The organism is Stenomitos rutilans (assembly GCF_059505485.1).
Genome location: NZ_JCACKR010000028.1, coordinates 96,195 through 121,525, shown reverse-complemented (window position 1 = coordinate 121,525; position 25,331 = coordinate 96,195). Strand labels below are relative to the sequence as shown.

General features: G+C 51.1%; 24 protein-coding genes. 8 read left to right on the top strand and 16 right to left on the bottom strand.

What is annotated here, in order from left to right; all coding sequences use genetic code 11:
* The 4 genes from AC5JLP_RS04310 to AC5JLP_RS04295 all read right to left on the bottom strand — a co-directional run.
* Positions 1 to 601 (bottom strand): restriction endonuclease subunit R (locus tag AC5JLP_RS04310; protein WP_496066672.1); only part of this gene is annotated, 601 nt, incomplete at its 3' end.
* 322 nt (positions 602 to 923) lie between these two features.
* A complete protein-coding gene (locus AC5JLP_RS04305) occupies positions 924 to 1,421 on the bottom strand; it encodes a hypothetical protein (RefSeq protein ID WP_496066671.1) in 498 nt (165 codons plus the stop codon).
* Positions 1,422 to 1,465: 44 nt separating this feature from the next.
* Positions 1,466 to 1,729 (bottom strand): CopG family antitoxin, encoded by a 264-nt coding sequence (locus AC5JLP_RS04300; RefSeq protein WP_496066670.1) that lies wholly within the window; start codon positions 1,727 to 1,729, stop codon positions 1,466 to 1,468.
* A complete protein-coding gene (locus tag AC5JLP_RS04295) occupies positions 1,716 to 2,000 on the bottom strand; it encodes a BrnT family toxin (RefSeq protein ID WP_496066669.1) in 285 nt (94 codons plus the stop codon). Before AC5JLP_RS04295 ends, AC5JLP_RS04300 begins: the two co-directional genes overlap by 14 nt.
* Before the next feature lie 158 nt (positions 2,001 to 2,158).
* Here AC5JLP_RS04295 and AC5JLP_RS04290 point away from each other — a divergent pair, with 158 nt between their 5' ends.
* On the top strand, positions 2,159 to 2,881 hold the full coding sequence (locus AC5JLP_RS04290; protein WP_496066668.1) for a DUF429 domain-containing protein: 723 nt from the start codon (positions 2,159 to 2,161) through the stop codon (positions 2,879 to 2,881).
* 205 nt (positions 2,882 to 3,086) lie between these two features.
* Here the strand turns inward: AC5JLP_RS04290 and AC5JLP_RS04285 are convergent, their stop codons facing one another.
* The 12 genes from AC5JLP_RS04285 to AC5JLP_RS04230 form a co-directional block, all read right to left on the bottom strand.
* Complete coding sequence (locus AC5JLP_RS04285) at positions 3,087 to 4,253, bottom strand: alpha/beta fold hydrolase (protein ID WP_496066667.1); 1,167 nt, start codon at positions 4,251 to 4,253, stop codon at positions 3,087 to 3,089.
* A gap of 18 nt (positions 4,254 to 4,271) precedes the next feature.
* Positions 4,272 to 4,850: a DUF924 family protein gene (locus AC5JLP_RS04280; protein ID WP_496066666.1), complete on the bottom strand. Its 579-nt coding sequence runs from the start codon at positions 4,848 to 4,850 to the stop codon at positions 4,272 to 4,274.
* A 240-nt stretch (positions 4,851 to 5,090) separates the two neighbouring features.
* On the bottom strand, positions 5,091 to 5,576 hold the full coding sequence (gene apcD, locus AC5JLP_RS04275; protein WP_496066665.1) for an allophycocyanin subunit alpha-B: 486 nt from the start codon (positions 5,574 to 5,576) through the stop codon (positions 5,091 to 5,093).
* Positions 5,577 to 6,079: 503 nt separating this feature from the next.
* Complete coding sequence (locus AC5JLP_RS04270) at positions 6,080 to 6,928, bottom strand: hypothetical protein (protein WP_496066664.1); 849 nt, start codon at positions 6,926 to 6,928, stop codon at positions 6,080 to 6,082.
* A 285-nt stretch (positions 6,929 to 7,213) separates the two neighbouring features.
* Positions 7,214 to 7,378: a hypothetical protein gene (locus AC5JLP_RS04265; protein ID WP_496066663.1), complete on the bottom strand. Its 165-nt coding sequence runs from the start codon at positions 7,376 to 7,378 to the stop codon at positions 7,214 to 7,216.
* A gap of 734 nt (positions 7,379 to 8,112) precedes the next feature.
* A complete protein-coding gene (locus tag AC5JLP_RS04260) occupies positions 8,113 to 8,403 on the bottom strand; it encodes a type II toxin-antitoxin system RelE/ParE family toxin (protein ID WP_496066674.1) in 291 nt (96 codons plus the stop codon).
* 98 nt (positions 8,404 to 8,501) lie between these two features.
* Positions 8,502 to 10,232 (bottom strand): urease subunit alpha, encoded by a 1,731-nt coding sequence (gene ureC, locus AC5JLP_RS04255; protein WP_496066662.1) that lies wholly within the window; start codon positions 10,230 to 10,232, stop codon positions 8,502 to 8,504.
* Positions 10,233 to 10,245: 13 nt separating this feature from the next.
* Entirely contained in the window at positions 10,246 to 10,425 is a 180-nt protein-coding gene (locus AC5JLP_RS04250; protein WP_496066661.1) for a hypothetical protein, read from the bottom strand.
* 89 nt (positions 10,426 to 10,514) lie between these two features.
* Entirely contained in the window at positions 10,515 to 11,120 is a 606-nt protein-coding gene (locus AC5JLP_RS04245; protein ID WP_496066660.1) for a hypothetical protein, read from the bottom strand.
* A 50-nt stretch (positions 11,121 to 11,170) separates the two neighbouring features.
* Complete coding sequence (locus AC5JLP_RS04240; protein ID WP_496066659.1) at positions 11,171 to 11,539, bottom strand: DUF2237 family protein; 369 nt, start codon at positions 11,537 to 11,539, stop codon at positions 11,171 to 11,173.
* A gap of 194 nt (positions 11,540 to 11,733) precedes the next feature.
* A complete protein-coding gene (locus AC5JLP_RS04235) occupies positions 11,734 to 12,249 on the bottom strand; it encodes a rhodanese-like domain-containing protein (protein WP_496066658.1) in 516 nt (171 codons plus the stop codon).
* Positions 12,250 to 12,375: 126 nt separating this feature from the next.
* Positions 12,376 to 17,034, bottom strand: a complete 4,659-nt coding sequence (locus tag AC5JLP_RS04230; RefSeq protein ID WP_496066657.1) for a glutamate synthase-related protein — start codon at positions 17,032 to 17,034, stop codon at positions 12,376 to 12,378.
* 533 nt (positions 17,035 to 17,567) lie between these two features.
* Between AC5JLP_RS04230 and AC5JLP_RS04225 the strand changes: the two genes are divergently transcribed.
* From AC5JLP_RS04225 to tuf, 7 genes are all read left to right on the top strand, one after another.
* Positions 17,568 to 19,436 (top strand): phosphodiester glycosidase family protein, encoded by a 1,869-nt coding sequence (locus tag AC5JLP_RS04225; protein ID WP_496066656.1) that lies wholly within the window; start codon positions 17,568 to 17,570, stop codon positions 19,434 to 19,436.
* Positions 19,437 to 19,741: 305 nt separating this feature from the next.
* A complete protein-coding gene (locus AC5JLP_RS04220; protein ID WP_496066655.1) occupies positions 19,742 to 20,152 on the top strand; it encodes a phosphomannose isomerase type II C-terminal cupin domain in 411 nt (136 codons plus the stop codon).
* A gap of 150 nt (positions 20,153 to 20,302) precedes the next feature.
* A complete protein-coding gene (locus tag AC5JLP_RS04215; protein ID WP_496066654.1) occupies positions 20,303 to 20,641 on the top strand; it encodes a HesB/IscA family protein in 339 nt (112 codons plus the stop codon).
* A 139-nt stretch (positions 20,642 to 20,780) separates the two neighbouring features.
* A complete protein-coding gene (gene rpsL / locus AC5JLP_RS04210; RefSeq protein ID WP_496066653.1) occupies positions 20,781 to 21,155 on the top strand; it encodes a 30S ribosomal protein S12 in 375 nt (124 codons plus the stop codon).
* 189 nt (positions 21,156 to 21,344) lie between these two features.
* Positions 21,345 to 21,815 (top strand): 30S ribosomal protein S7, encoded by a 471-nt coding sequence (gene rpsG / locus AC5JLP_RS04205; protein WP_496066652.1) that lies wholly within the window; start codon positions 21,345 to 21,347, stop codon positions 21,813 to 21,815.
* A gap of 105 nt (positions 21,816 to 21,920) precedes the next feature.
* On the top strand, positions 21,921 to 23,996 hold the full coding sequence (fusA, locus tag AC5JLP_RS04200; RefSeq protein WP_496066651.1) for an elongation factor G: 2,076 nt from the start codon (positions 21,921 to 21,923) through the stop codon (positions 23,994 to 23,996).
* Between the two features lie 23 nt (positions 23,997 to 24,019).
* Positions 24,020 to 25,249 (top strand): elongation factor Tu, encoded by a 1,230-nt coding sequence (gene tuf / locus AC5JLP_RS04195; RefSeq protein ID WP_496066650.1) that lies wholly within the window; start codon positions 24,020 to 24,022, stop codon positions 25,247 to 25,249.
* Positions 25,250 to 25,331 lie beyond the last annotated feature (82 nt).

Sequence of the window (25,331 nt, the reverse complement as noted above, 5' to 3'; positions counted from 1 at the left end):
AGACTATCCTAGAGTCACCACATTTCACTCTTTTTGTCAATGCGTAAGTTCTAAAGACTTTAGATGTGGCGTAGACTGGCTGTTCCGCCTGGTCAAGCTTGATGAAGACAAAATCGCTGCCATTGGTAATCAACCCAAAACAGGAACGATTGGCACTCGATAGCATATAGCTGAGAGCTTGAGGCAGTGCTTTTGTCAGGGAAAAGTCGCTCATTTTAGACTCTGTGACCAAGACCCAGAACCGCTCTAGCAGCATCAGCACATCGATCGCCCCTCGCACCACTACACCCGTTTCCTCATCGGTACTGGCAATGCTAATTTCAGCCTCTGTCCGAATCCGAAAGGGCGCTTGATAGAATCCTGCCAGATCCAACAGCGGCGACAGAATTACCATTTTGACCGCACCTTCCAGTAAAGGCGGTTCTTTAAGCAAACTATCAAAATTCGCTTTGACACGATCGAGCATCTGCTGCTCTTGAGGCGTAATGCTTTCAGCCGCTGTCTGCCATTCGTTGAAGAAGGCGCGATCGCCCGTAGCTGTTAACCCAAACTGACTTTCCAATGTCGCTAACGTGACCCGATTCGCCTGTAGCGTCTGCATCACAGCACCTCAAATTTTATAAACAGCGACTCAACCACCACAGTCGCCACCGTCACCAGCATTACTACAGTCGCTGCCCCAATCACTACTGCTGTTCCAGCTACCATCGCGGCTAGAACCTGAATTAGAAGGTCGTATTGTTAGCCGATCGCCGCGATCGTAAAGGAACCTCTGAAATCGAAAAATTAATGCAAGTCCAAACGCTCCACATGAGTAAACGGCAGCGCTCAACAGCAAGTCATTCAGCTTCAGTTCGCATCCCGTTATGACCGAAGTAACGACAGCCAATGGAAAACTAAGCAAAGCGATCCAGCCTGCCAGCTTAACCCCCACAGTCGCCACCCCCACCATCGCCCCCACAGTCGCCACCACCCCAACCACTATCACTCCAGTTGCCGCCGCCGCCGCTACCATCTTGACTACTAACGTAAAAGCCAATGCCTCGGAACCCGCGATCGTAAAGAAAGGTTTGAGTCCGAAGAAGTAACGTTGGCACGATCGCTACTGCCAAAGCGATGAAAGCGTTTAGAAAGCTGATGCTACTTAATTTCGGGTTGTGGTCTTTCGTGAGAAAGCTCATAACCAGGAAAACAATACTTGCCACGAGTGAAAGGATTGTTATTACCTTAAGCCTGACGTTGGACAGCAATAATAAGCCTGCTACCAAGGGAAGTATGAGGAAAAAGCTCAAAACATCCGTTTGCGGGTTCGTTAACTTGCTGAACACTGCCAAACCACCCGTCAACGCGGCGCAGACTAAGAGGGCAAATGCAGTACTCTTCCAATCTGGTTTAGGATTCGGTTGGGTATCTGAGTCCATACGGGTAAACCTGTCGAGTGTATTAGAGCTAATATGTTGCCGCTTCAACTTGCTTTTAAAAGTTTCTCTTTCAACCAGGAATCTAAAAGCATCTCAACTGACACTTGTTGTTCTTTCGCAACCTCCAAGAGCTGATTCATTAAAGATCCATCCACTGAAACCAAGTAATGATTTCGTTTAATGTCAACATCAAAGGATGCTTCTTGTAAGGCACTGTCGTATTCACCCATATCGTGAGTCTCAAAGAACTCTACACGTTCTTCATTAGAATTAAACTGAGGTAACGTTTTAGCATTACTTTCTGACATATAGTTTCTTCTCCTTCTTTTCCATATCTCTTGCACTTAAAATGAGAGCTTGAGCAAAGGGTTTATAAATAAACAGCACTGCTAAGTAACGTCCAGCATCCGTTCGTCCTAAAGCAAGATATACGTCTTCTCCCTTGCGATCGCCCCTCTCCACAAAGCGAAATTTAGGCTTGTTGCTCAAAACCGCTTCTACTTCATCAGGCTCAACACGATGCTTGACCGCTAGCTTCTCTACAATTGCGTCTAACCAGATGATTTCCTCAATTCTCACAACGCTAAATCCGCAGTCCGTAGCATCTTGATTTTAGTTTGTTGACTCAGCCTCGCTACAGTCTCATGCTAACAGGAGCCTTGAATCGGTTTGGTTACACCCCACAACCAGTTTGTAGCAGAACAAACACCGACCTTTATTCTCGCATAGACCTCTAAATGAAATTTTTGGGCATCGACTTGGGCTGGAGTTCGGGGGCAAGCGGGTTGTGCTGTCTCGATTGGCAAGGTGGCAGACTGGAACTGGTTGATTTGCGGCGAGAGGATGCAACGGAAGACATTCTTGGCTGGGTCGATACCTGCGTAGCACCCGACGAATCTGGCATGATTGCCGTTGATGCGCCCACGCTGATCCCCAATGCAACGGGAATGCGGTTGTGCGATCGCCTCACGCACAAGCACTTTGGGCGCTATCATGCGGGTGCCTATCCTGCCAACTTGGGGTTGCCCTTTGCCGCGCGTACCGTTGCCTTTGGGTTGAGCCTGGAAGCAAAAGGCTTTCACCATGCGCCTGCGATCGCACCCAAACAATCCGGTCGGCATCAGATTGAGGTGTTTCCCCACCCCGCGATCGTCCATCTCTTTGGGTTGGAGCAAATCTTGAAATACAAGAAGGGCAAATTGGCAGAACGACGGATAGAACTGGCTCGGTTGCAGCAGTATATTTGCGATCGACTCCCCATCCTCGAACCCGCCTTGGATGTTAGTGAGAGCTTACCAACAGAAATGCCCCTCAAAGGCACCGCTCTAAAAGCCTTGGAAGACCAACTCGACAGCCTGATGTGTGCCTACATCGCCGCGCACTGGTGGTATTGGGGACTGGAGCGCAACATGTTCCTCGGCAACCTCACCGAAGGCTACATCATCGTCCCAACGCCTTAAACATGTGTCTCTCCAACGACTTTCAAGTCCTAGCCTTCAGCGTGGCAGAAGATGAATCACGCTAACGCAACCTACAGTTAGCACCTTTCGGGGGGCTTGGGGGAGTTAGGACCCCAAATGGCGGGGGACCGGGGGGAAGTCCCCCGGCACAACATTGCAACGAAGCCAATAAACTTATGCAAGCTTTAACATCGGCATCAGCCACCTAAACCGGAGGCACCTGCGGCAACTTCGGATCTTGCTCCAAATTGCCCATATTGGGAATATCCACATCGCCCGTTGTCAAAAAGCGGAAGGTTTCTTGATAGAGGCTTTGCCAGAAGCGGTTGCTCATATTCTGGCTGACCTCGGTGGGATCGACCATTGGATGCGGCACTAGGTCCAATGCGCGGTAGAGATAGTAGCGGTTGCCATCCTGCTCCGCGCCCGTTTCTTCGTAGAATGCCTGATTGGTCTTAATATCAGCCGCGTCCTCGTTTTCAGTCAGCACCATGAAAATGGGCACTTTTTTCAGCGAGTTCATTGAGGCTGGACTCATCACTACACTGCCACCAAAGCGATCGGCAGCCGTAAAACAGCCCACCGGAAAGAGAAGGTTTGGATCCCAGCCCATTTCCTTAATGTCGAGTGGGCCTGTGAGGTTGACGTACTGCCGCCGCTGTTCTCCATACACTCGTAGCAAGGGTGCATAAACCACGGCTTTCTTCACTCGATCGGGCGCTGCCGCCGCCAAAGCCAAGGCTGCCGCGCCACCCACCGACAGACCAATCGTATAAACTGCGCCAGGAATTGAAGCCACTTCTGCCAGCCGCTCTTTCGCGTTGGTTAAATACTCCAGATGCGAGGAGATGAAATACTCATCAAAGTCAGGATCATCGGATGTTTCGATCGACTTCACAATATCCAACAATCGCGGTTCGATTTTTACTAGACGGGCTACCAATGCGGCCTGCTGGACAGGATTAAGCTGTGCGCCTTCAGGATTACTGGAAAGATTGGCAAGAAACGTTTGTAGTACCGGGTCTTGCGCGGCTTTTTCCTTAAGCGGATTGGCAATCTCAGGCTTGAGGTCAACCTGCGGCCAGTTTTTGGCAGGCTGGGTCAGCGGATGCCCTGCGATCGACGGCTGATATACATTGAACCCATTACGAAACAGGTAGTCTGCTAAGCGCGACATTTGATGCGGCTTCGCGCTGAACCCGTGAAACAGTAGTACAGTGCCAAGAATCGGCTGTCCGGGTTCGTGAAACAGGTAGTAAGGGTACGCCCCCTCACGCCGATCGGGGTTCATGTCGATGCTGTGAATATAGGCTGCGATCGCCTGTTTTGCCTGATCAAGTTGGGCTGCTGTTGGGGTTACAGTTAGCGTCATGCACAATGCTCCTGGAGACTAGAAGGATGAACCTGGTTGCTTCAAAAAGGCTTGTTCTGCTGGCGTAGACTCGCGATCAAGGATCTGATTACGGTGCGGAAACCGTCCAAACTGCTCAATGACTGCTAGATGTTTGACGGCGTAGCTATAAGTACCACGCGCATCAGGATTATTCCGCAGAGGATAAAATAATTCAACCGCTTGACGCTGATGGTCTAAGTTTTCGCTATGTTCAAAGGGCATGTAGAAGAACCACCGCTGCACCACAGGCAAAGACCGATCAAAGCCTGCTATCAAAGCCTTCTGCGCGATCGCTAGGGCACGATCGTCTGTCGCAAACGCTTGTGGGGCCCCTCGAAATATATTGCGGGGAAACTGATCGAATAGCAAGACCAGCGCCAAGCATCCCTCAACCGTCTCTTGCCAAGCATCAAATGTACCTGCTACAGCTTGCTCATAGACCGATCGGAAGCGCAATTGCATCTCTCGATCAAACGCCGAATTTTTCTGAAACCAAACCTTACGCATGTTGCCAGAGCCTTGCTCCGTAGGCGATCGAGTAAACCAAAAGCGTAAGATGTCGTCCTGTTGAGACATGGGAAGGGGCAGGGGAAGTAGGGGAGCAGGGGAAGTTTTGAGTTTTGAGTTGATTGAGTAGTCAGCGGTCAGCTATCAGCTTATATTCTTTACCTTCTGCCTTTCTACACCCTTATACCAAAATTCCCCGCTTGGAAAGGCAGCTTTGGCGATCGTGCGTCAGAGCTGCCTTTCCAAGCGGGGAATCCAATCGATTATTCTCGAACCTGTTGTCTTAAGCTCAACTCAAGATCATTTAACTCAAGACATTGCTTGAATGATGTAGTCAAAATACGGCGTTGCTTCAGCCGCATCGTCAGCCGAAAGCAGTTCCAAAGAAGCAGCTTTCAAGCAGCGAATCGCTTCTGCCATACCAGGCACCGGCACACCGAGAGCGTTATACATTTCGCGTGCGCCAACGAGACCAATCTTTTCGATCGGCTCCTTGTCACCCGACAAAACGCCATACGTGACTAATCGCAAATACCAACCGTAGTCGCGCAGGCAAAGGGCGCGCTGTTTATCACCATAGGCATTGCCACCGGGAGCGATAAAATCTGGGCGCTTCTTCCAAAGCTGCTTGCTGGCTTCCTGAACAATTTTTTTCTCATTTTCCGATAGCGCGGCAGCGATGCGGGTCCGCTGCTCACCTGTTTGAAAAAAGCCCTGCAAGCCCTGAAGTTCGCCCCAGGTGGGATAACGCAGTTCATCGTCGGCTTGCAGAATGACTTGGCTAACTACACTCATAATTATGGTTGTGTTTCTGCTGATATCTCTTTGTAGTGTACCGACTCAAGGGGACGAAGGGAAAGAGTGAAGAAAAATAGCTGAGCAGGGTTTTACAAAAGTTAACCTTTAAGCGATTGATCGCGCCCCTCTGACCATCTTTCTGTCTGACCAAGCCACGTCTCCTGCCACGCAAAACGCAAACACGACACCTGCATTTAACCTTAAAGCAGCAAGCCTTAAGTCTGAAACGGAGGCATCGTGCTGGTTGCCTGACACATCTATGTCAAACCCTTGATATCTCGTAAAACCCAAGTTTCTCCAGTACGGCAGGTCAAGGCTTTCAGCCAGTCAAGTCATGCTCAATCGAGCTTTTAGCGGTAGGTGACAGATTGCTTACAGAGCAAGGCTTTGAGGCACTTGTGTCAGGCAGTCAGGGCATCGTGTTTAGTCTATCCAAGTTTAAATCCAGGCTTAAAAGGCGAATGTCGAACTTCACCAGCACTCTACATTAGCGGAACAAATCAGGACGCGACCTGTTGCAGAACCCATTGAGGCTGGGCGACAGGTCGGTGCTGTAAAGGTGATGGGGCACTGACGGCATAGTTTTGCTGACGCAACTGGGGCGTGTGAACTGGTTGAGCATTCGCGTCTAGTGAACCGCGCAGCGTCTCAACCTGAGACATAATTTGCTTGAGTTGGTCTTGCAACTCTTGCAGCGTGATATTAGCAGCAGACGGCTTTGCGATCGACTGACCATCGTCGTTAGCAGAAACGGCCACATTAGAGCGGGCAAAGCTTAAAAAGGCTTGAGCGGCTGACAGGGTAGAAACCACCGATTGCACAGCAGCCTGAGTCGGTTCCGCATCGAGAACCGATGAACTGGACTGGGTATGAGCTACAGGAGTCGAAGCAACAGGTACTTTCGTTGTCGCCACCATTGACTGAGTCTCGGTTGTCAAAGCATCCACGGCCGGGTTAGCAGATGTTTCATCTTGAAGAAAGAAATCAAGCCCCGATGTTTGCAGACGCTGCTCTGATAGCATTGCCGCCTGTAGATGCAGTTCTTTTTCTTCCAACGTCCGCTGTAAGTTGGAGAGCTTTGCTTCTACATGCTCCGATTTGCGAGAGGACTGTTGCCAACCTGCGATCGCAACCCCAGCAACCCCCATACCAACGCTGAGAATACCGACAACTCCTACATAAGGTGCTGCCAGGTCTTTAATTGTTCCAGAGAAAACTGGCTCCTGGCCTAGTTGAATATCCACAGGTTCTGAACCAAAGATGGCTAGAGGCACCGTCAGTGAGGAGAATACTGCTCCAGCGAGTACAGTAGCGGGTAATACAGAGTGCTTCAGTGGAAAGACTGACATTCTAGGTAACCTCTAGTATGGAATGCGACGATAGGCGTTCAGGTTAAGACAATGGGTAGAACTTTGCACTACGAACCGTTTCATGACTTTAAGTTAGCCTTCGATAATTAGTGACGCTACCAATCAGCTCTACGCTTCTTCATGGCTTGAAAAAATCGATCGGTGGGTAAAGTTCACGTAAATCTACGAAACATTACGTAAGTACGGAAGTCTTTCTCAAGGCGAGGCTTAAAACACCCTTTGCTGAGCTTGAATGCTGTTCTCAAAGTACGGAGCGATCACTAGTCAGCGATCGCCATACTGCGCCTGTTTGGTGGATGGATCAAACACCACAAGGAATGTTGCCTCTGGTTCCAACCGACGCAATGCTTGAGCAAACCCGTCTGCATCCGACTCGTGGACAAATTGAGCGATTGTCACTCGCTGCATGTTTGTAAGCAAGTGAACCACAGCTCATCGCGTGAGGCGATCGCCATAGGCCATAATTAGATGTCGATCGCGCTGTTGTAAATCGCTGGTTTCACGAATAAGTAGACCCCAACGCCGAAACGGTTGCTGATATCGTCAAAGCACTGCACATTCTCAGTCCCACTGCTGCTGAGACGTTTATCAACCTCTGTTTGGGCGATCTAATTTAAGATGAAAGCGAAGATGGGAGCGATCAAACCTTTACTACGCACATTGAAACTTCGCTGGTTAAGGCAAAAGTCTATTCTGCTCTTCGTAAGTCTTAACCAAAAGTTCCAGTATTTTCCGAGCGTTTTTAGTCGCTTCCTCGTAAGTATCACCGTGAGTATGGACGTAAGGACCAAATTCAGGAAGCTCACAATGTATTTTCGATCTTCTCAGACCACTGAATCGAGATGCTGTAGCGAAGTTTCATCTATTCGTGTTCTTGCTCTGCAACTGTCACCGTCAGCTTAAGTCCCAACTCATTGAGCCATTGCGATAGCCCATAGATTACGTCACTCCCCTGTTGAGACAGAATTTGATTTAGCTTCTGAGAGTGATGTTCAGCTTGTTCAGGAGATAATTTCGATCAACTTAAGGCTTCAGATACATTACTTAGTGCCAACTTAAGCAAACCAGGATCAGGGGTTTCTTCTTCTTCAAAGTGTGTTTCTAAATAGAGTGCCGCGTAGCTCTGAGCTTTAAGACGAGAAACAAGGTAATCGTGATAACTATCACTGGTTGGCGTTTTCACGTTCTTCATAATCTGCCCAGTATGCTTTCGCTTTACGAATATCGCGCTCTTGCGTCTTTTTAACTCCTCCATGAAGGAGTACAACAGTTAAGCCTTTCTGACCATAGTAAATTCTGTAGCCAGGACCACTATCAACCTTAAACTCAGAAACTCCTTCACCAAGAGGCTCAGAGTTATTATCAGTTAAAAGACCACGACTAACTTTATCGATTGCCTTGTCAATGAGAGTCTGCGTCTTTTCACTTTTCAGCGAATTAAACCACTCATCAATCGGCGTTATACGACTGCTGACGGCAAGGTTCCTTATTAATGCAATGTGTCAACCCTTTTCGACATTAGGTAATGCCAATTTTGAGTTTCACAGAGCAACTAAAACAAGAAGTAGCGTTGTGCCATGGGTAGGACGGTAGCGGGTTCGCAGGTAAGGAGTTCTCCGTCAGCGCGGACTTCGTAGGTTTCGGGATCGACGTCCATCTTGGGTGTGGCGTCGTTAAGCTTCAGGTCTTTTTTCGTGAGCTTGCGAATGCCAGACACTGCGACGGCTTTCTTCTGCAAACCGAGTTGGTCAGGGATGCCTTTTTTAAGGGCAGTTTTGGAGACAAAGGTAAGAGAGGTTGCCGCGATCGCGCCGCCAAAGCTGGCAAACATGGGACGCATATGGATTGGCTGTGGGGTCGGAATGCTGGCGTTCGCATCGCCCATTTGTGCCCAACCAATTAAGCCACCTTTGATGACCACTTCGGGCTTCACGCCAAACATTGCGGGTCGCCACAGGCACAAATCTGCTAACTTTCCAACTTCAACGGAACCGACGTGGGCAGCAATGCCGTGAGTGATGGCAGGATTGATCGTGTATTTGGCAATGTAGCGTTTGGCGCGGAAGTTGTCGTTGCGGTTGTGGGATTCAACGGTGCCTTCGGTGTGCGGAGCGAGCCAGCCACGATCGAACTTCATTTTGTGAGCGGTTTGCCAGGTGCGGATGATGACTTCGCCAATGCGTCCCATTGCCTGCGAGTCGGACGACAACATGCTGAACGCGCCAATATCGTGCAGGATATCTTCAGCGGCGATCGTCTCACGGCGAATGCGGGACTCAGCAAAGGCTACATCCTCGGCGATTGCCGGATCAAGGTGATGGCAGACCATCAGCATATCCAGGTGTTCGTCGAGCGTGTTTTGGGTATAGGGACGAGTAGGGTTTGTGGAGGATGGCAGCACATTGAGTTCGCCACAGATTTTAATAATGTCGGGTGCATGTCCGCCGCCTGCGCCTTCGGTGTGATAGGTGTGGATGACACGATTTTTGAAGGCTGCGATCGTGTCTTCCACAAAGCCTGCTTCGTTTAGCGTATCGGTGTGGATGGCGACCTGCACATCGTAGTCATCGGCAACGCTCAGGCAGGTGTCGATCGCGGCAGGTGTAGTGCCCCAATCTTCGTGGAGCTTTAGCCCTATCACGCCTGCTTCTACCTGCTCGACCAAACCTCCGGGTTTCGCACTATTGCCTTTGCCCGTAAAGCCAATGTTGATAGGAAAGGCGTCTGCCGCTTGTAGCATCCGATAAATATTCCAGGGACCGGGAGTACAGGTGGTGGCGCTGGTGCCTGCGGCTGGGCCTGTACCGCCACCGACGAGCGTAGTAACACCGGACGCGATCGCCACTTCAATTTGTTGGGGGCAGATAAAGTGAATGTGGGTATCGATGCCGCCAGCCGTGAGAATCATCCCTTCGCCCGCGATCGCCTCGGTACCGGGGCCAATGATGATGTTTACATTGTCTTGAATGTGAGGATTGCCCGCTTTGCCGATCGCATGAATTTTGCCGCCCTTGAGGCCAATATCGGCTTTGACAATGCCCCACCAGTCGAGAATGAGCGCGTTGGTGATCACCGTATCAACGGCACCATCGGCATTGGTAATCGGTGACTGACCCATGCCTTCTCGAATGACTTTGCCGCCGCCGAATTTAACCTCATCGCCGTAGGTGGTGTAGTCCGCCTCGACTTCAATGATTAAATCCGTATCGGCCAAACGGACGCGATCGCCCACGGTAGGGCCATAGGTTTCCGCATAGGCGCGGCGGTTCATTCTGTAGCTCATGGTGACTCCTCACTCAAATTCTCTGCCCCATTGGAAACCCTGCACAGTATTGATGATCACGACGACACACTGCTGTTGGGTCTTCAGCTTCATTAGAATACCGCTCTGCCAATGGCTTTCGAGTTAAATCTACGACAGAATCGACTATAAACTGTAGGTCAACCTCTAAATTGGTTAGCCAAGACTTACGCATTTTGACCAAAACCTCGGAGGTTTGAGCGAGTACCTTTGGTGACGACGCCTGATGCTTGGTTAAAACCTCCGAGGTTTGCGCAAGTCCTATTAGCTTGCTTTACGGCAGGTTTCCTTCAGCACAGGTTGCCAGTCTTTTTTCACCGGATCAGATTGGTCATAGGTGGCTTCAAACGCGCGATCGCCCTTTTTCACGATCGTTTCTCGCAGTCCACTTCTCTGAGTGCCACGCACCACGCTGCCTTCCCAGATCCAACGTTCACCTGACCAACCATCAGAGAGCAGATTGATAAATTGACCGTCGCCTGTCAGAATGGTGCGCCCAAAGCGTTTGGTCAAGGTGTTGTACCCCAAGGTATCGTGCGTAATGGCAACGTTCTGCTTAGTGGCTGCTTGCCCTAAAAACCAAAAGTTATTGAGTTTGCGCTTGATGCTCCACATAAAAGGCTCTGCGGACTTGTCAGCAGGGGCAACCGCTGGTCTGACTGCACACGACCACGTACCCTCAAAGTATTGCAGTTGCTCAAGTTGCGGATCGGGCTTGGGTAAAGCAGTGGCAGGTGGTTCAGCCGCGTGGACAGGAAGGCGCGCAACGGTAAGGGCGATCGCACTGACATAGCTCACCAAGCGGACGAGATCACCGATTGTCAAACTAACTGTTCCCGCCTTAACGCAACCATTCGTTCTGTCGTTCATTGGATCGTCTTAGCTAAATCTTGGTTCAGAGCTTCTACTCACGCTTTCTGCTATGGGGTCATGACGTGTTCTTGCAGAACTTCTAACGGTACTACGTTCAGTGTGGCTTCATGGGTTGCAGATAGGACGATCGGCGGAGCAACGCCTGCATCAAGGGCTTCTTTCCAGCGCGAAACGCACAAACACCACTGGTCACCAGGGTTTAAACCTGGGAAGCTGTAGGCTGGAACGGGTGTACTCAAGTTATTTCCTCTGGCTTTTGTAAAGGCCAGAAACTCTTCGGTGACTTGAGCGCACACGACATGCGTACCTGTATCTTGTGGCCCCGTTTCACATGCGCCATTCCGGTAAAAGCCAGTCATGGGATTGGTGCAGCAAAGCTCAAGTTTTTTTCCCAGCACATTCTTTGCGTCTGTCATGCCCTTGCTCCTGATGAATGGGTTCGCTACGTTGATCGTTAAAGTTAATGCCTGGAAGACGATCGCCTACCATTCTATAAGCCACCCACTTTTGGTAGACCGACTCTGCCGTTTTTGATGCTGTTATTAGAGCCATATTTACATGATCGCACCCTTGATCTGCCCTTTTCAAATCGCTCCAGGATCTCCAATTTTCATAGCTTGGCAGGGGTTGATTCAAACGTAAGCTTTGACTGCTGCGGGTCAATTTGGGGTGCAAGTTCGTAAACATTACGATAGCCGTAATTGTACAGCGCAATGTAGGTTGAGAGATTGAGCGCTGCTGCTGGAGCTTTTGTCGGAAAGGGTGCCTCAGCGTTGACGAAATTATTGTTGCAATAAATGAGAATCCGCGTTGCTTTGTTGGGCAAGGTGCGTTTCAGGCTGTCTACCGTGATGTCTGGAAAACTCAGGTTGATCGCACCTTTGATATGCAAAAGATCATACTTTTCACGACTACGGGCATCCAGGACGATCGTACCTGGTTCACGGCTTATGCGAATGAAATCAGCTTCCGAAAGTCTGCGTGTAGCTCGATGCTTTGCAGCCTCAGACGAAACGCGAAGATACCCATCCATATCGATCGCTGGGTTTTCAGGAGGCTGGGGGGCAGCCAGGATGCCGTCTGAAAAAGCGACGCAAAAAAGGAGCGCGATGACGAGAGGTTTCATAAAGTGACTTTGTTGAACAGGCGTTGACGAGGGCAAAGTCATTCAGCACCAAGAGGCAGAACTACTTCACTATTCCTGCTTCCTGGTGCTCAAATGTTTCTGCCGTTGTCTCAAAATAGCGCATGCTTACTGCACTTGCGTGAGCACTTTTTCAGTGATGGCTTCGGGGTTTGCTTCGGGGGAGTCTTTTTCAGAGGGTGGCACCAGTTGCCAGAACTTAGGTAGGTAGTCTGCCCAGTTCGCCAGGATGGTTTTGGCGTTTTGGCTACCCGTGCGATCGGCGTGCGCCTCAATCAACTCTTTCAACTGTTGCTCTCCGGCAGGTGCTGTCATGCGCTGGACTTTCACAATTTCAGGGTTAACTTTCGTGGGGAACGTGCCATCTTCGTCCAAAAAGTAGGCCAGACCGCCCGTCATGCCTGCACCCACGTTGCGTCCGGTATGACCCAGCACAACGATGATACCCCCCGTCATGTATTCGCAGCAGTGGTCGCCCGCCCCTTCGACGACGGCCTGTGCTTTGGAGTTGCGCACGGCGAAGCGTTCACCCGCCTGACCATAGGCAAAGAGCGTGCCACCCGTTGCGCCGTAAAGGCAGGTGTTGCCAATAATGACGTTTTCGGAGGGGTTGTAGGTGGCAGCAGCAGGCGGGACGATGACGATATCGCCCCCGTGTAAGCCTTTACCCACATAGTCGTTGGCCTCCCCTTCCAAATGGAGCGTCATGCCTGGAAGATTAAAGGCACCAAAGCTCTGACCCACGCTCCCTTTGACGTTCAGCGTAATGTGCCCACCAAAGCCGTTATTGCCGTATTGACGCGCGATCGCACCTGCCAAACGGGTGCCGATCGTCCGATCCGTGTTAACTACATCGATCGTTTTGGTCACGCTGGACTGGTTGGCGATCGCGGCCTGAATGTCTGGATCGCTCAAGAGTTGATCATCCAGCACAAAGCCGTTGCTGTGTACCGATTCATGTACCAGCCAGGAGCGATCGTCCCGCGTATCGGGCAGTTGCGTCAGGCAATCGAGGTTCAAGCGTTGGGTTTTGGGAATGGTGACACCTTCCCGCACTTTCAAGAGGTCAGCGCGACCAATGATGTCATTCAAGGAGCGGTAGCCCAGCTTTGCCAGCAGCGATCGGGCTTCTTCGGCAATGAAAAAGAAGAAATTGACGACCTGCTCTGGCATTCCAGGAAACCGTTTGCGTAGCTCATCGCGCTGGCTGGCAACCCCAACCGGGCAGTTGTTGGTATGGCAAATGCGGGCCATAATGCAGCCTTCGGCAATCATCGCAATGGAGCCAAAGCCAAACTCTTCACCGCCCATTAATGCTGCCATGACAACATCCCAACCCGTTTTAATGCCACCATCGACTCGTAGCAGCACTCGATCGCGCAGTTCGTTTTGCATCAGCGCCCGATGGACTTCTGTTAGCCCCAGTTCCCACGGACTCCCCGCGTGTTTGATCGAACTCAGCGGCGAGGCACCTGTACCGCCGTCGTGCCCCGAGATCTGAATAATGTCCGCATTAGCTTTGGCTACCCCAGCAGCGACTGTGCCAATTCCCACTTCTGCAACGAGCTTGACCGAAACCTGCGCTTCAGGATTGATTTGGTGTAAGTCAAAGATGAGCTGTGCCAGATCCTCGATCGAGTAAATGTCGTGATGAGGCGGTGGCGAAATCAGGGTTACACCGGGCTTTGAGCGACGCAACATGGCAATATACGGACTCACCTTCGGTCCAGGAAGTTGTCCGCCTTCACCGGGTTTTGCACCCTGCGCCATCTTAATTTCAAGCTGTTTGGCGCTCATTAAATATTCGGGTGTCACGCCAAAGCGACCCGATGCCACTTGCTTGATGGCAGAATTCGCGGTGTCACCATTCCGCAAACCGTTGAGATGGGGAAACACGGGAGAATGCCCCTGGTTATCCACATCGCTCAACACCTGGAAGCGCGTCGGATCTTCGCCCCCTTCACCAGAGTTGGATTTGCCACCAATCCGGTTCATGGCGATCGCCAGCGTTTCGTGTGCCTCTCGTGACAACGCGCCTAACGACATGCCACCCGTACAAAAGCGTTGCACGATCGCACTCGCAGGCTCTACTTCGTCTAGCGGAATCGAGGGGCGATCGCTCTTCACATCCAGCAAATCTCGTAAGGCTGTCAACGGACGCTCTTCCAGATACTTCTGGTACAGCGTGTAGTGGTCATAGCTTTTGTCTGCAACGGCTTTGTGCAGATATTTCGCCATTTCGGGGCTGTTCATGTGATATTCGCCGCCGGGACGATAGTTGAAGAAGCCGTAGTTTTCCAGCTTCTTGCCGTGGAGTGCTGGAAACGCCCGCTGGTGAAACGAAACCACTTCTTGCGCCAAATCTGCCACGCTCAAGCCGCCTAAGCGTGAGGCCGTGCCAGAAAAGCCGAGGTGTAGCAAATCGCCACCAATGCCGATCGCTTCAAAAATTTGGGCACCGTGGTAGCTGACCAGGAGCGAAATGCCCATCTTGGAGAGAATTTTGAGCAGTCCGTCTTCGATCGCCTTACGGAAGTTGCCCTGTGCGGCTGACAGGGTAATCGCCTTGAGCTTGCCCCGCTCCATAAAGCTCTGGGTTTTGGGGTCAGTCCACCACTGACGCACCGTTTCTAACGCTAAGTACGGACAAGCGGCACTGGCTCCGTACCCAATGAGACACGCAAAATGATGGGTACTCCAACACTGAGCGGTATCGGCAATCAGCGAGGCTTTCATGCGTAAGCCCTGACGAATCAGATGATGATGCACCGCTCCGATCGCCAGCAGCGGCGGAATGTAGGTATAGTCCTCACTGAGGCCGATATTCCCCGCGTGACCTGAGCGATCGCTCAAGATCAGAATTTTCTTGCCTGCACGAACCGCTTCTGCGGCGTTTTGGCAAAGGGCCGTGACGGCTCGCTGCAACCCATCAGGCCCTTGCGAGAGTTCGAACAGCGTGGAAAGGTCAGCCGTTTCAAACCGAGAGTGACGAATCTGATCGAGTTCGGCATCGTTTAGAACAGGCGATTCCAGCTTGAGCAGATGGGCATACTTCGCACCCTCTTCAAGCAAATTGCCCCGTTCACCTAGTTGAATCGCTAGTGACATTACCAGCTTTTCTCGCAAGGGATCGATCGGTGGGTTTGTCACCTGAGCAAACCGCTGTTTGAAGTAGTCGTACAGCAGGCGCGGTTTTTCAGACAGCACCGCCAGCGGAATATCATCCCCCATACAGAAGGTCGGCTCCTTGCCCTGAGCGCCCATCTCCTGGATAATCATTTCTACGTCCTCTGCGGTGTAGCCAAAGGCTGTTTGATAGCGCAGCAAGTCCCCTTGTAGAATAGAGGGCACATTTTCAGCAAACGGCTCGTGCTTCAGGTCATAGCGATTTTGCTTGAGCCACTCACCGTAAGGCTTGGCGCTGGCAACCCGCTGCTTGATTTCCCAGTTTTTCTGAATTTCGTGCGTCTCCAGATCAACGGCAATCATCTGACCAGGCCCTAAACGCCCCTTCTCAATCACGTCTGCTTCGGGCAGATCGACCACGCCTGCTTCAGAAGCCACGACGATGTAGCCATCTCGCGTAATGCTGTAACGAGCGGGGCGCAACCCGTTGCGATCGAGCGTCGCACCCACTACCTTACCGTCACTAAATACCAATAGCGCTGGCCCATCCCAGGGTTCCTGAATGCCGCTGTAGTATTCGTAGAAGTCAACAATTTCGGGATGATCGGCCAGATCCGGCTGATTTTGATAGGCTTCGGGCACCATGATCATCATTGCTTCTTGAGGGCTGCGACCCGATCGCACCAGCAGTTCAAACACGTTATCCAGGTTCGCAGAGTCGCTATTGTCGAGGTTAACGGCAGGCTTTAAGTCAATGAGGCGATCGCCCCAGCAAGAGTGCTCCAAATCGGCTTCCCGCGCCATCATCCAGTTGACGTTGCCCAACAGTGTATTGATTTCGCCATTGTGCCCCAGCAAGCGCATAGGCTGTGCCAGAGGCCATTTGGGCAGCGTATTGGTGCTAAAGCGACGATGATAGACTGCAAACGTACTTTTGTATTCTGGTTGTTTGAAATCAAGGTAGAACTCACCCAGCACTGCCGATCGCACCATGCCTTTGTAGATGATCGTGCGGTTCGAGAATGAGCAGATATAGAGATCTGAAACCTCATCTTGCAGAGCAGAACCTTGAACCTCGGTAGGTGCCTTCGCATGAGCGCGTTTGCGGGTCAGGTAAAGCTGCCGTTCCAGCGCTTCACCCTCCAGCGACGATCGCACCAGCACCTGTTCAATCTGCGGTAAATTTTCGCGGGCTTGTCTGCCTAAAAGGTTCGGCAACGTCGGTACAACCCGCCAGCCAAGCACAGTCAGCCCTTCCTCTGCGGCAACCTGCTCAAAGACTCGACGGGCGACAACGGCAGCCTCTTCTTTTGCGGGTAGAAAGACCATGCCAACCCCTACCTGCTTTCTGGGCGGCATCTCAAGCCCCTCATTTGTCAGCCACTGAACTAGAAGTTCCCAGGGAATAGCCGTCATTAACCCAGCCCCATCGCCTGAATCCTGATCGGCGCTACAGCCACCGCGATGCTCCAGACAGGCCAAGGCTGAGAGCGCTTTCTCAACGAGATCGTGACTTGTGCGACCCTGGCGATCGACAATGAAGCCTACCCCACAGGCATCGCGTTCTTCTACTAACCAGCGCTGACCAGCATACCCACCTGTTTCCTGCTTTTGGTCTTGATTCACAGTTGTTCTATCCATGAGATGGCTTGGTTCCGTTTGTTGATCAAAGGTGCGGTGTAACTGATTAGCGCTGAGCTAGCGCTTTCATTGCGAGTCCAAAGCTAAACCTTTGGGCAAATCCTCAAAGTGTGGAGAATGTCACCCTATTCTTTCAAAGGATTCAAAATCTGTATATGGGTTCACCTTAAGAGCTGAATGACATCCAACTCTCTCACGTTCTAAACTGCAATGCTCTTCACTGAAAGACTGAAGCACCGTCGATCGCTAGCAGTCTTTGAAACCCACGAGTGAATCTATTCTGATTCTACATAGAATCTATACGGTAAGGAGAACAGCCCCTTTGCCCACGTAGTTTGTGAAAGGTGCTCTAGATTGGTTTGCGGCTTTTAGCGGTTGGACTTCAGCGGTTGAACATCAGCGGTCAGCCCGAAATTTAAAGCTAAAAGCTGAAAGCTAAGCCAAAATCATGCATCAGCGGTCAGCCTGGAATTTAAAGCTGAGAGCTGAAAGCTAAGCCAAAATCATGTTCACAAATCAAATAGGATCGCTATATGAACAATTGGTTTAAACAATTTGAGTCTCCGATCGACGATCGCACGGGGCGATCACCGATTAATTGCTGGTTCTCCCTTACCGCTAGTTTTCTTTGCGTCAGTTGGTTGAGCCAGCCAGGTGCAATGGTCATTGCCGCACCTCGTGATCAATCATCCCCAAGCCATCACAACCGTCTCAGTCAAGTGCCATCACTTCCTGTACAGAGTCAGACAGGCACTCAAATTCTATTGAACGGTCGCCCCTTAACTGCTGCCTGGACACAATGGACTGCGGGTGGGCCACGCTTTGGCATCACAGACGCAGGACTTTCACAGGCGATCGGGGTTGAGTTACTCAACACAGCCGATGCTACCAGGCAACCTGTGCAGTGGTTTTCTGATCCCGTTGCCGCTCCACTGAATCTTGGTACACGGCTTACAGGGGCCTTACGATATCTAGACATCACCGATCTGGCGCAGCGATCAGGCTGGCAATTGCAACCCAACGGTGCCACCCTCCAGATCACTTCACCACCAGCAACCGTGACAGCCGTGCGGCAGGGCAGGCAACCCTGGGGCGATCGTCTCGTGCTTGAACTCGATCGCGCCACACCCTGGCAAGTCGATCAACAAGATCAGCAGGTTGTTTTGACGCTGGACGCTCAAGTTGCCGCTACGGTCTTACAAAGCTTTAAATCGGTTATGGGCAATCGGCTCAGCTCTATCAGTATCGAACCTGGTGCAAGCCAGTCGCGCCTTCGGCTGACGCTCTCCAGTGCTTTGCGTCCGCGCGCGTGGAGCCTACCCAACCCCAACCGACTCATTGTCGATATTCGTCCAGATACACTGGTTGATCGTGACATTCTTTGGGCACCAGGGCTTCGCTGGCGGACTCAAACACTCACCCTTGGAACCGCACGCTTTCCAGTCATCTGGCTAGCCGTTGATCCCCGACAACCTGGTATTAGTCTGAAACCGATTCTGCCAAATCCTGGCACTCTTATCGGCACAGCCCCTCTACTGCGAACCGCTCAACAAGCTCAAGTCGCAGCCGCCATTAACGGTGGGTTTTTCAATCGTAATAATCAATTACCGCTCGGTGCTGTGCGGCTAGATGGACGCTGGCTCTCTGGTCCCATTTTGGGTCGTGGCGCGATCGCCTGGAATACCACAGGTGACACAAAGTTTGCCCGCCTCACCCTCCAGGAAACGATCGTGACTCCGAACGGACAGCGACTACCGCTTACCCATCTCAACAGTGCCTACGTTCAAGCGGGCATCGCCCGGTATACCAGTGATTGGGGTAACAGCTATAGCCCCTTTACAGATAATGAAATTCTGGTTACGGTGCAAAATGACAAAGTGATTAACCAGCAGCCTGCGGGTAGTGCTGGCAGCAATGCTGTACCAGTTCCGGCAAATGGGTATCTGCTAGCCGTGCGATCGAATCGCAATGCCGCTACAGTGCTCACAGTCGGAACAGGGTTGAAACTAGAAACGACTATTACACCACCCGAATTTAGCCGTTACGACCAAATCATTGGCGGTGGGCCGCTGCTGCTCCAAAACCGTCAGATCGTCTTAGATCCCAAAGCCGAACAATTTAGCAATGCCTTTGCGATTGAGAAAGCAAGCCGTAGCGCGATCGGGCAGACCGCTGATGGCAATCTCCTCATCGCTGCTGTACACACAAATTTAGACGGAACCGGAGCCACACTGACTGATATGGCTCAAATTATGCAGCAGTTAGGTGCTGTCAATGCGCTCAATCTCGATGGAGGTAGCTCTACCACGCTATATCTGGGCGGACAACTCCTCGATCGTCTACCTCGGACAGCAGCACGCGTTCATGACGGCATCGGCATCATCGTTCAACCAGGCCGTTAACCCTGCTGCTGTGAACGGTCTGGTAAAAGCAGTCTATTTTTATACCTTCACACATAAATTCTATAAAGATTACGTGTGTATTCAGTTAAGCCAATGAGATACAGGCTTAACAAGGTGGGGGAATTTGCTAGGGTTATCGTCGGAAGTATGTTGATGTCTGTCACCACTACACGCTTACTGTGCCTTTCCATATCCAACTCTAAGCTTTGGTTCATAACTCCGTTTGGACAAAGGCACGGAAACTACGTCCCGCATTCAGCGTCTTGATTACTTCCAGTAGAACACCTCTTAAAGAGACAGCAATCATGGTTCAATCCCAAGACCTCCAAACCTCTTCCCTGGTGCCTCTTGCCAGTACTCAAAAAATAGTTGCAGCCACAGAGTTAAGACCTTGGGGCGCTTTCACGATTTTGGAAGAAGGGCGAGGCTACAAGATTAAGCGTATTGAAGTAAAGCCTGGTCATCGCCTGAGCCTACAGATGCACCATCACCGCAGTGAACACTGGATTGTTGTCTCCGGAACAGCAAAAGTTGTCTGTGGCGATCAAGAACACGTTCTGAGCAGCAACCAATCTACCTACGTACCTCAATGCACGGCTCATCGGCTAGAAAACCCTGGTGTGATTCCCCTCGTCTTGATCGAAGTGCAGAATGGGGAGTATCTAGGAGAAGATGACATTGTGCGGTTTCAAGATGACTACGCTCGCGCCAAATAGCTCACGTACAGCGTTAGCTTAACCTGTGGCTTGTGTTAGCTTCAGTTCTTGTGTCTTCAAAGCTACTCAAAGCGCTTCACCTTAGCAATCCTATCGCCTCAGATTGCTGTAGGGTAAGTTCAGAGTAGCTTTCTTTTTTGACTTCCGGCGATGATACACCTCAGCCAAGCTGCAATTAGCGAGATTCTGCGCCTGAAAGCCAAGCGAAACAATCCCGAACTGTTGTTTCGCCTTGGCATCCAGCCAAGTGCCTGCTTATCGCTCTCCTACGTGATGACCTTCGACATGGTTGTACATTCAAACGACGAGTTGTTTAGCTGTAGCGGGATTCAGGTTGTAATAGACGCTCACAGCCTTTCAGCCGTTACAGGTCTCACATTAGACTACTCAGAAGACTTGATGGGGGGAGGCTTTCGCTTTCACAACCCAAACGCAATCCGAAGCTGTGGGTGCGGAAACGCCTTCTCTCTAGGCGAACCAACCCCTTGAACGGCTTAAGCGTGTTACGCAAGCGCTCCCCTTTGCAGCTTGCACTTCAAATAAATCTTTGGTTGACATTCGCCAGAACTTGTCGGTACTATTATAGTTTGTAAAAAGTTAGCTAACCGCACCGCACGCGTCTCGTACCATGCCCACTATTCAGCAACTCATTCGCACTGAGCGTCAGAAAACGCAGAAGAAGACTAAATCCCCCGCTTTGAAGAGTTGCCCTCAACGCCGTGGTGTTTGCACGCGGGTCTATACAACCACACCCAAGAAGCCTAATTCAGCACTACGCAAAGTGGCTAGGGTTCGATTAACGTCTGGTTACGAGGTTACCGCCTACATTCCAGGGATCGGCCATAACCTGCAAGAGCACTCTGTTGTGATGATTAGAGGTGGTCGCGTAAAGGATCTCCCAGGTGTGCGATATCATATTATCCGCGGTACCCTGGATACGGCTGGTGTTAAAGACCGCAAGCAGGGTCGCTCTAAGTATGGTGCAAAGCGTCCTAAGAAGTAGGTCAGGCTTTTCATACTTTTAATCGTCAACACGTTCCGCAACCTCGTTTTGCGTTTGGCGCAATCTCTGGTCTTAGTAGGCTTTTGTTAGTCTCCAATCGAGTGAGCACTCTGATTGGCTAGACCGTCAGTCCAAATTAATGCTTTATTGCAGCGCTAGTCCTTCACGTTTTACTTTTCAAGGTCTACTATGTCTCGTCGCACTTCCATTCAGAAACGCACTGTTCCCCCTGATCCGGTTCATAATTCTCGTCTGGTCAGCATGATGGTTCGACGCATCATGCACCACGGTAAGAAGTCCGTTGCTTCACACATTATTTACGATGCGTTTGAAGCGATCGCACAACGTACGGGGGCTGATCCGATTGAGGTGTTTGAACGGGCTGTCAAGAATGCGACGCCTTTGGTAGAAGTGAAAGCGCGCCGTGTCGGGGGTGCTACCTATCAAGTGCCGATGGAAGTTCGGTCTGACCGTGGTACGGCGTTGGCACTGCGCTGGCTGATTCAATATTCGCGTCAGCGACCAGGACGTGCGATGGCGAGCAAGCTCGCCAATGAGTTGATGGATGCTGCCAATGAAACGGGCAGTGCTATCCGCAAGCGTGAAGAAACACATCGTATGGCTGAAGCCAACAAGGCATTCGCTCACTACCGCTACTAGGCTCTCTGTGCGGGAATCACCACCCTCAATTCCACTGAGAAAGTATAAAATCTTAATAGAAGCAGTGAAGCAATAGCGACTGCGGCAAAGACTAAGGAGGTAGTTGTGCCACGTACCGTTCCGATCGAGCGAGTCCGCAACATTGGGATCGCCGCTCACATTGATGCTGGCAAAACCACAACGACTGAACGGATTCTGTTTTATTCCGGTGTGGTTCATAAAATTGGAGAGGTTCACGAAGGAACCGCTACTACCGACTGGATGGCGCAAGAGCGGGAGCGTGGAATCACGATTACGGCTGCTGCGATCAGTACGAGCTGGAAGGATCATCAAATCAACATTATTGATACGCCTGGGCACGTTGACTTCACGATCGAAGTCGAGCGTTCGATGCGCGTTTTGGATGGTGTCATTGCTGTTTTCTGCTCGGTTGGCGGCGTGCAGCCACAATCGGAGACTGTTTGGCGGCAAGCTGATCGCTACAAGGTGCCTCGGATCGTGTTTGTGAACAAGATGGATCGCACCGGAGCAAACTTTTACAAGGTTTACGGGCAAATTCGCGATCGTCTGCGTGCAAATGCCGTGCCGATTCAATTACCGATCGGCAGTGAAAATGCTTTAAAAGGGATTGTTGACCTGGTGCGCATGCGTGCGTTCATTTACAACAACGACCTTGGAACCGATATTGAGGAGCTAGAGATTCCTGAAGAGATGCAGGCTCTGGCGGCAGAGTATCGCTTAAAGCTTGTCGAGTCTGTGGCGGAAACGGATGACACCTTAACGGAAAAGTATCTGGAAGGCGAGGAATTAACTGAGGCTGAAATTAAAGCAGCTTTGCGTAAAGGAACCATTGATGGCGCGATCGTGCCGATGCTGTGTGGTTCTGCCTTTAAAAACAAAGGGGTACAACTGCTGCTAGACGCGGTGATTGACTATCTGCCTGCGCCGATCGATGTGCCGCCTATTCAAGGCCATTTAACCGATGGCACGGTGGCTGAACGTCATGCGGATGATGAAGAACCGATGTCTGCTCTGGCCTTCAAAATCATGGCTGACCCTTACGGCCGCCTGACATTCATCCGGGTTTACTCCGGTGTGTTGAAGAAAGGCAGCTATGTGCTGAACTCCACGAAGGATAAGAAAGAGCGGGTGTCCCGTCTGATTATTCTCAAAGCAGACGATCGCATTGAAGTCGATGAAATGCGGGCGGGTGATTTGGGTGCTGTGCTGGGTCTTAAGGACACCTTCACTGGCGATACCATTTGTGATGATCATGCACCGATCATCCTTGAATCGCTCTTTATCCCTGAACCAGTCATCTCAGTCGCGGTAGAACCCAAGACCAAGCAAGACATGGAGAAGCTTTCCAAAGCACTCCAGTCCTTATCCGAGGAAGATCCCACCTTTCGAGTCAACGTTGATCCCGAAACAAACCAAACGGTGATCGCTGGGATGGGCGAACTCCACCTGGAGATTCTCGTCGATCGGATGCTGCGGGAATTTAAGGTCGAAGCGAATGTCGGTGCCCCGCAGGTGGCGTACCGTGAAACGGTTCGTAAGCCAGTTAAGGCCGAAGGTAAGTTTGTACGCCAAAGTGGTGGGAAAGGGCAATACGGTCACGTTGTGATCGAGCTAGAGCCTACTGAACCTGGTAGTGGCTTTGAATTTGTCTCGAAGATTGTCGGTGGTACTGTACCGAAAGAGTACATTGGTCCCGCAGAACAAGGGATGAAAGAAGCTTGCGAATCGGGCATCCTGGCTGGCTATCCTGTCATTGACCTGAAGGCGACTCTGGTTGATGGTTCGTATCATGATGTCGATTCTTCTGAAATGGCGTTTAAGATTGCGGGTTCGATGGCAATCAAGAGCGCTGTGATGAAGGCTTCACCCGTTCTGCTAGAGCCTATGATGAAGGTTGAAGTTGAGGTTCCCGAAGACTTTTTGGGTCCTGTCATGGGCAATTTGATTTCGCGTCGAGGTCAGATTGAAGCACAAGGAGTCGAGCAGGGACTTGCCAAAGTGACCACAAAGGTTCCACTGGCAGAGATGTTTGGATATGCTACAGATATACGGTCAATGACGCAGGGTCGAGGCATATTCACAATGGAGTTTAGCCACTATGATGAGGTGCCTCGCAGTGTGGCTGAGACTATCATTGCTAAAAGTAAAGGGAACGCATAATCAGGAAGAGGAATAAGTAACTCATGGCACGTGCAAAGTTTGAACGGAATAAACCCCACGTCAACATTGGTACCATTGGTCACGTTGACCACGGTAAAACAACGCTGACGGCTGCAATTACAATGACTCTATCGGCTTTGGGTCAGGCGGCTGCTAAAAAGTACGATGAAATCGATGCAGCACCCGAAGAAAAAGCGCGGGGCATCACGATTAATACGGCTCACGTTGAATACGAGACAGCCGATCGTCACTATGCACACGTCGATTGCCCCGGACATGCTGACTACGTGAAGAACATGATCACGGGAGCCGCACAAATGGATGGTGGCATCCTGGTCGTGTCTGCTGCTGATGGTCCCATGCCTCAAACGCGTGAACACATCCTTCTGGCAAGACAGGTCGGCGTACCCCGCCTGGTGGTCTTCCTGAACAAGAAGGATATGGTAGACGACGACGAGCTTTTAGAACTGGTTGAACTGGAAGTACGCGAGCTACTAAGCTCCTATGATTTCCCTGGTGACGACATCCCAATCGTGGCTGGTTCTGCGCTGCAAGCGTTAGAAGCCATGACTGCCAACCCCAAGACAAAGCGTGGCGAAAACGAGTGGGTTGACAAAATCTATGAATTGATGGACAACGTCGATTCCTACATCCCCACTCCAGAGCGTGACATTGACAAGCCCTTCTTGATGGCAGTGGAAGATGTCTTCTCGATTACGGGTCGAGGCACGGTGGCTACAGGCCGGATTGAGCGGGGCGAAGTCAAAGTTGGCGATACTGTTGAGCTGGTTGGTATCCGTGACACTCGTTCGACGACCGTGACGGGTATTGAAATGTTCAAGAAGAGCCTTGAGAAGGGGATGGCTGGCGACAATGCGGGTGTTTTGTTGCGCGGTCTACAAAAAGACGATATTGAGCGCGGCATGGTCATTGCTAAGCCAAAATCGATTACGCCTCACACCAAGTTTGAGTCTGAGGTGTACATCTTGAAGAAGGAAGAAGGTGGCCGTCACACTCCGTTTTTCCCTGGCTACCGCCCTCAATTCTATGTGCGAACCACGGATGTGACGGGTACGATCAGCGACTTCACGACAGATGAAGGTGGCGAAGCCGAAATGGTGATGCCGGGTGATCGCATCAAGATGACTGTTGAACTCATCAACCCGATCGCGATTGAGCAGGGCATGCGCTTTGCCATTCGTGAGGGTGGTCGTACCGTTGGTGCGGGTGTCGTCGCCAAAATTCTCAAATAATAGCTAGCAGCGGTCAGCTAGCAGCGGTCAGCCTTGTTTCTGCCTGCTGCTAGCTGACTGCCTGTTATCGAAACTCCAAAGA

Bases quoted from the DNA above. Each gene is read 5' to 3' on its own strand.
- AC5JLP_RS04280 (WP_496066666.1), bottom strand. From the start codon at position 4,850: ATGTCTCAACAGGACGACATCTTACGCTTTTGGTTTACTCGATCGCCT.
- tuf (WP_496066650.1), top strand. From the start codon at position 24,020: ATGGCACGTGCAAAGTTTGAACGGAATAAACCCCACGTCAACATTGGT.
- AC5JLP_RS04290 (WP_496066668.1), top strand. From the start codon at position 2,159: ATGAAATTTTTGGGCATCGACTTGGGCTGGAGTTCGGGGGCAAGCGGG.
- AC5JLP_RS04235 (WP_496066658.1), bottom strand. From the start codon at position 12,249: ATGAAACCTCTCGTCATCGCGCTCCTTTTTTGCGTCGCTTTTTCAGAC.
- AC5JLP_RS04215 (WP_496066654.1), top strand. From the start codon at position 20,303: ATGATACACCTCAGCCAAGCTGCAATTAGCGAGATTCTGCGCCTGAAA.
- apcD (WP_496066665.1), bottom strand. From the start codon at position 5,576: ATGAGTGTAGTTAGCCAAGTCATTCTGCAAGCCGACGATGAACTGCGT.
- AC5JLP_RS04220 (WP_496066655.1), top strand. From the start codon at position 19,742: ATGGTTCAATCCCAAGACCTCCAAACCTCTTCCCTGGTGCCTCTTGCC.
- AC5JLP_RS04305 (WP_496066671.1), bottom strand. From the start codon at position 1,421: ATGGACTCAGATACCCAACCGAATCCTAAACCAGATTGGAAGAGTACT.
- ureC (WP_496066662.1), bottom strand. From the start codon at position 10,232: ATGAGCTACAGAATGAACCGCCGCGCCTATGCGGAAACCTATGGCCCT.
- rpsG (WP_496066652.1), top strand. From the start codon at position 21,345: ATGTCTCGTCGCACTTCCATTCAGAAACGCACTGTTCCCCCTGATCCG.
- AC5JLP_RS04270 (WP_496066664.1), bottom strand. From the start codon at position 6,928: ATGTCAGTCTTTCCACTGAAGCACTCTGTATTACCCGCTACTGTACTC.
- AC5JLP_RS04245 (WP_496066660.1), bottom strand. From the start codon at position 11,120: ATGAACGACAGAACGAATGGTTGCGTTAAGGCGGGAACAGTTAGTTTG.
- AC5JLP_RS04285 (WP_496066667.1), bottom strand. From the start codon at position 4,253: ATGACGCTAACTGTAACCCCAACAGCAGCCCAACTTGATCAGGCAAAA.
- AC5JLP_RS04230 (WP_496066657.1), bottom strand. From the start codon at position 17,034: ATGGATAGAACAACTGTGAATCAAGACCAAAAGCAGGAAACAGGTGGG.
- AC5JLP_RS04300 (WP_496066670.1), bottom strand. From the start codon at position 1,729: ATGTCAGAAAGTAATGCTAAAACGTTACCTCAGTTTAATTCTAATGAA.
- rpsL (WP_496066653.1), top strand. From the start codon at position 20,781: ATGCCCACTATTCAGCAACTCATTCGCACTGAGCGTCAGAAAACGCAG.
- AC5JLP_RS04225 (WP_496066656.1), top strand. From the start codon at position 17,568: ATGAACAATTGGTTTAAACAATTTGAGTCTCCGATCGACGATCGCACG.
- AC5JLP_RS04250 (WP_496066661.1), bottom strand. From the start codon at position 10,425: ATGCGTAAGTCTTGGCTAACCAATTTAGAGGTTGACCTACAGTTTATA.
- AC5JLP_RS04240 (WP_496066659.1), bottom strand. From the start codon at position 11,539: ATGACAGACGCAAAGAATGTGCTGGGAAAAAAACTTGAGCTTTGCTGC.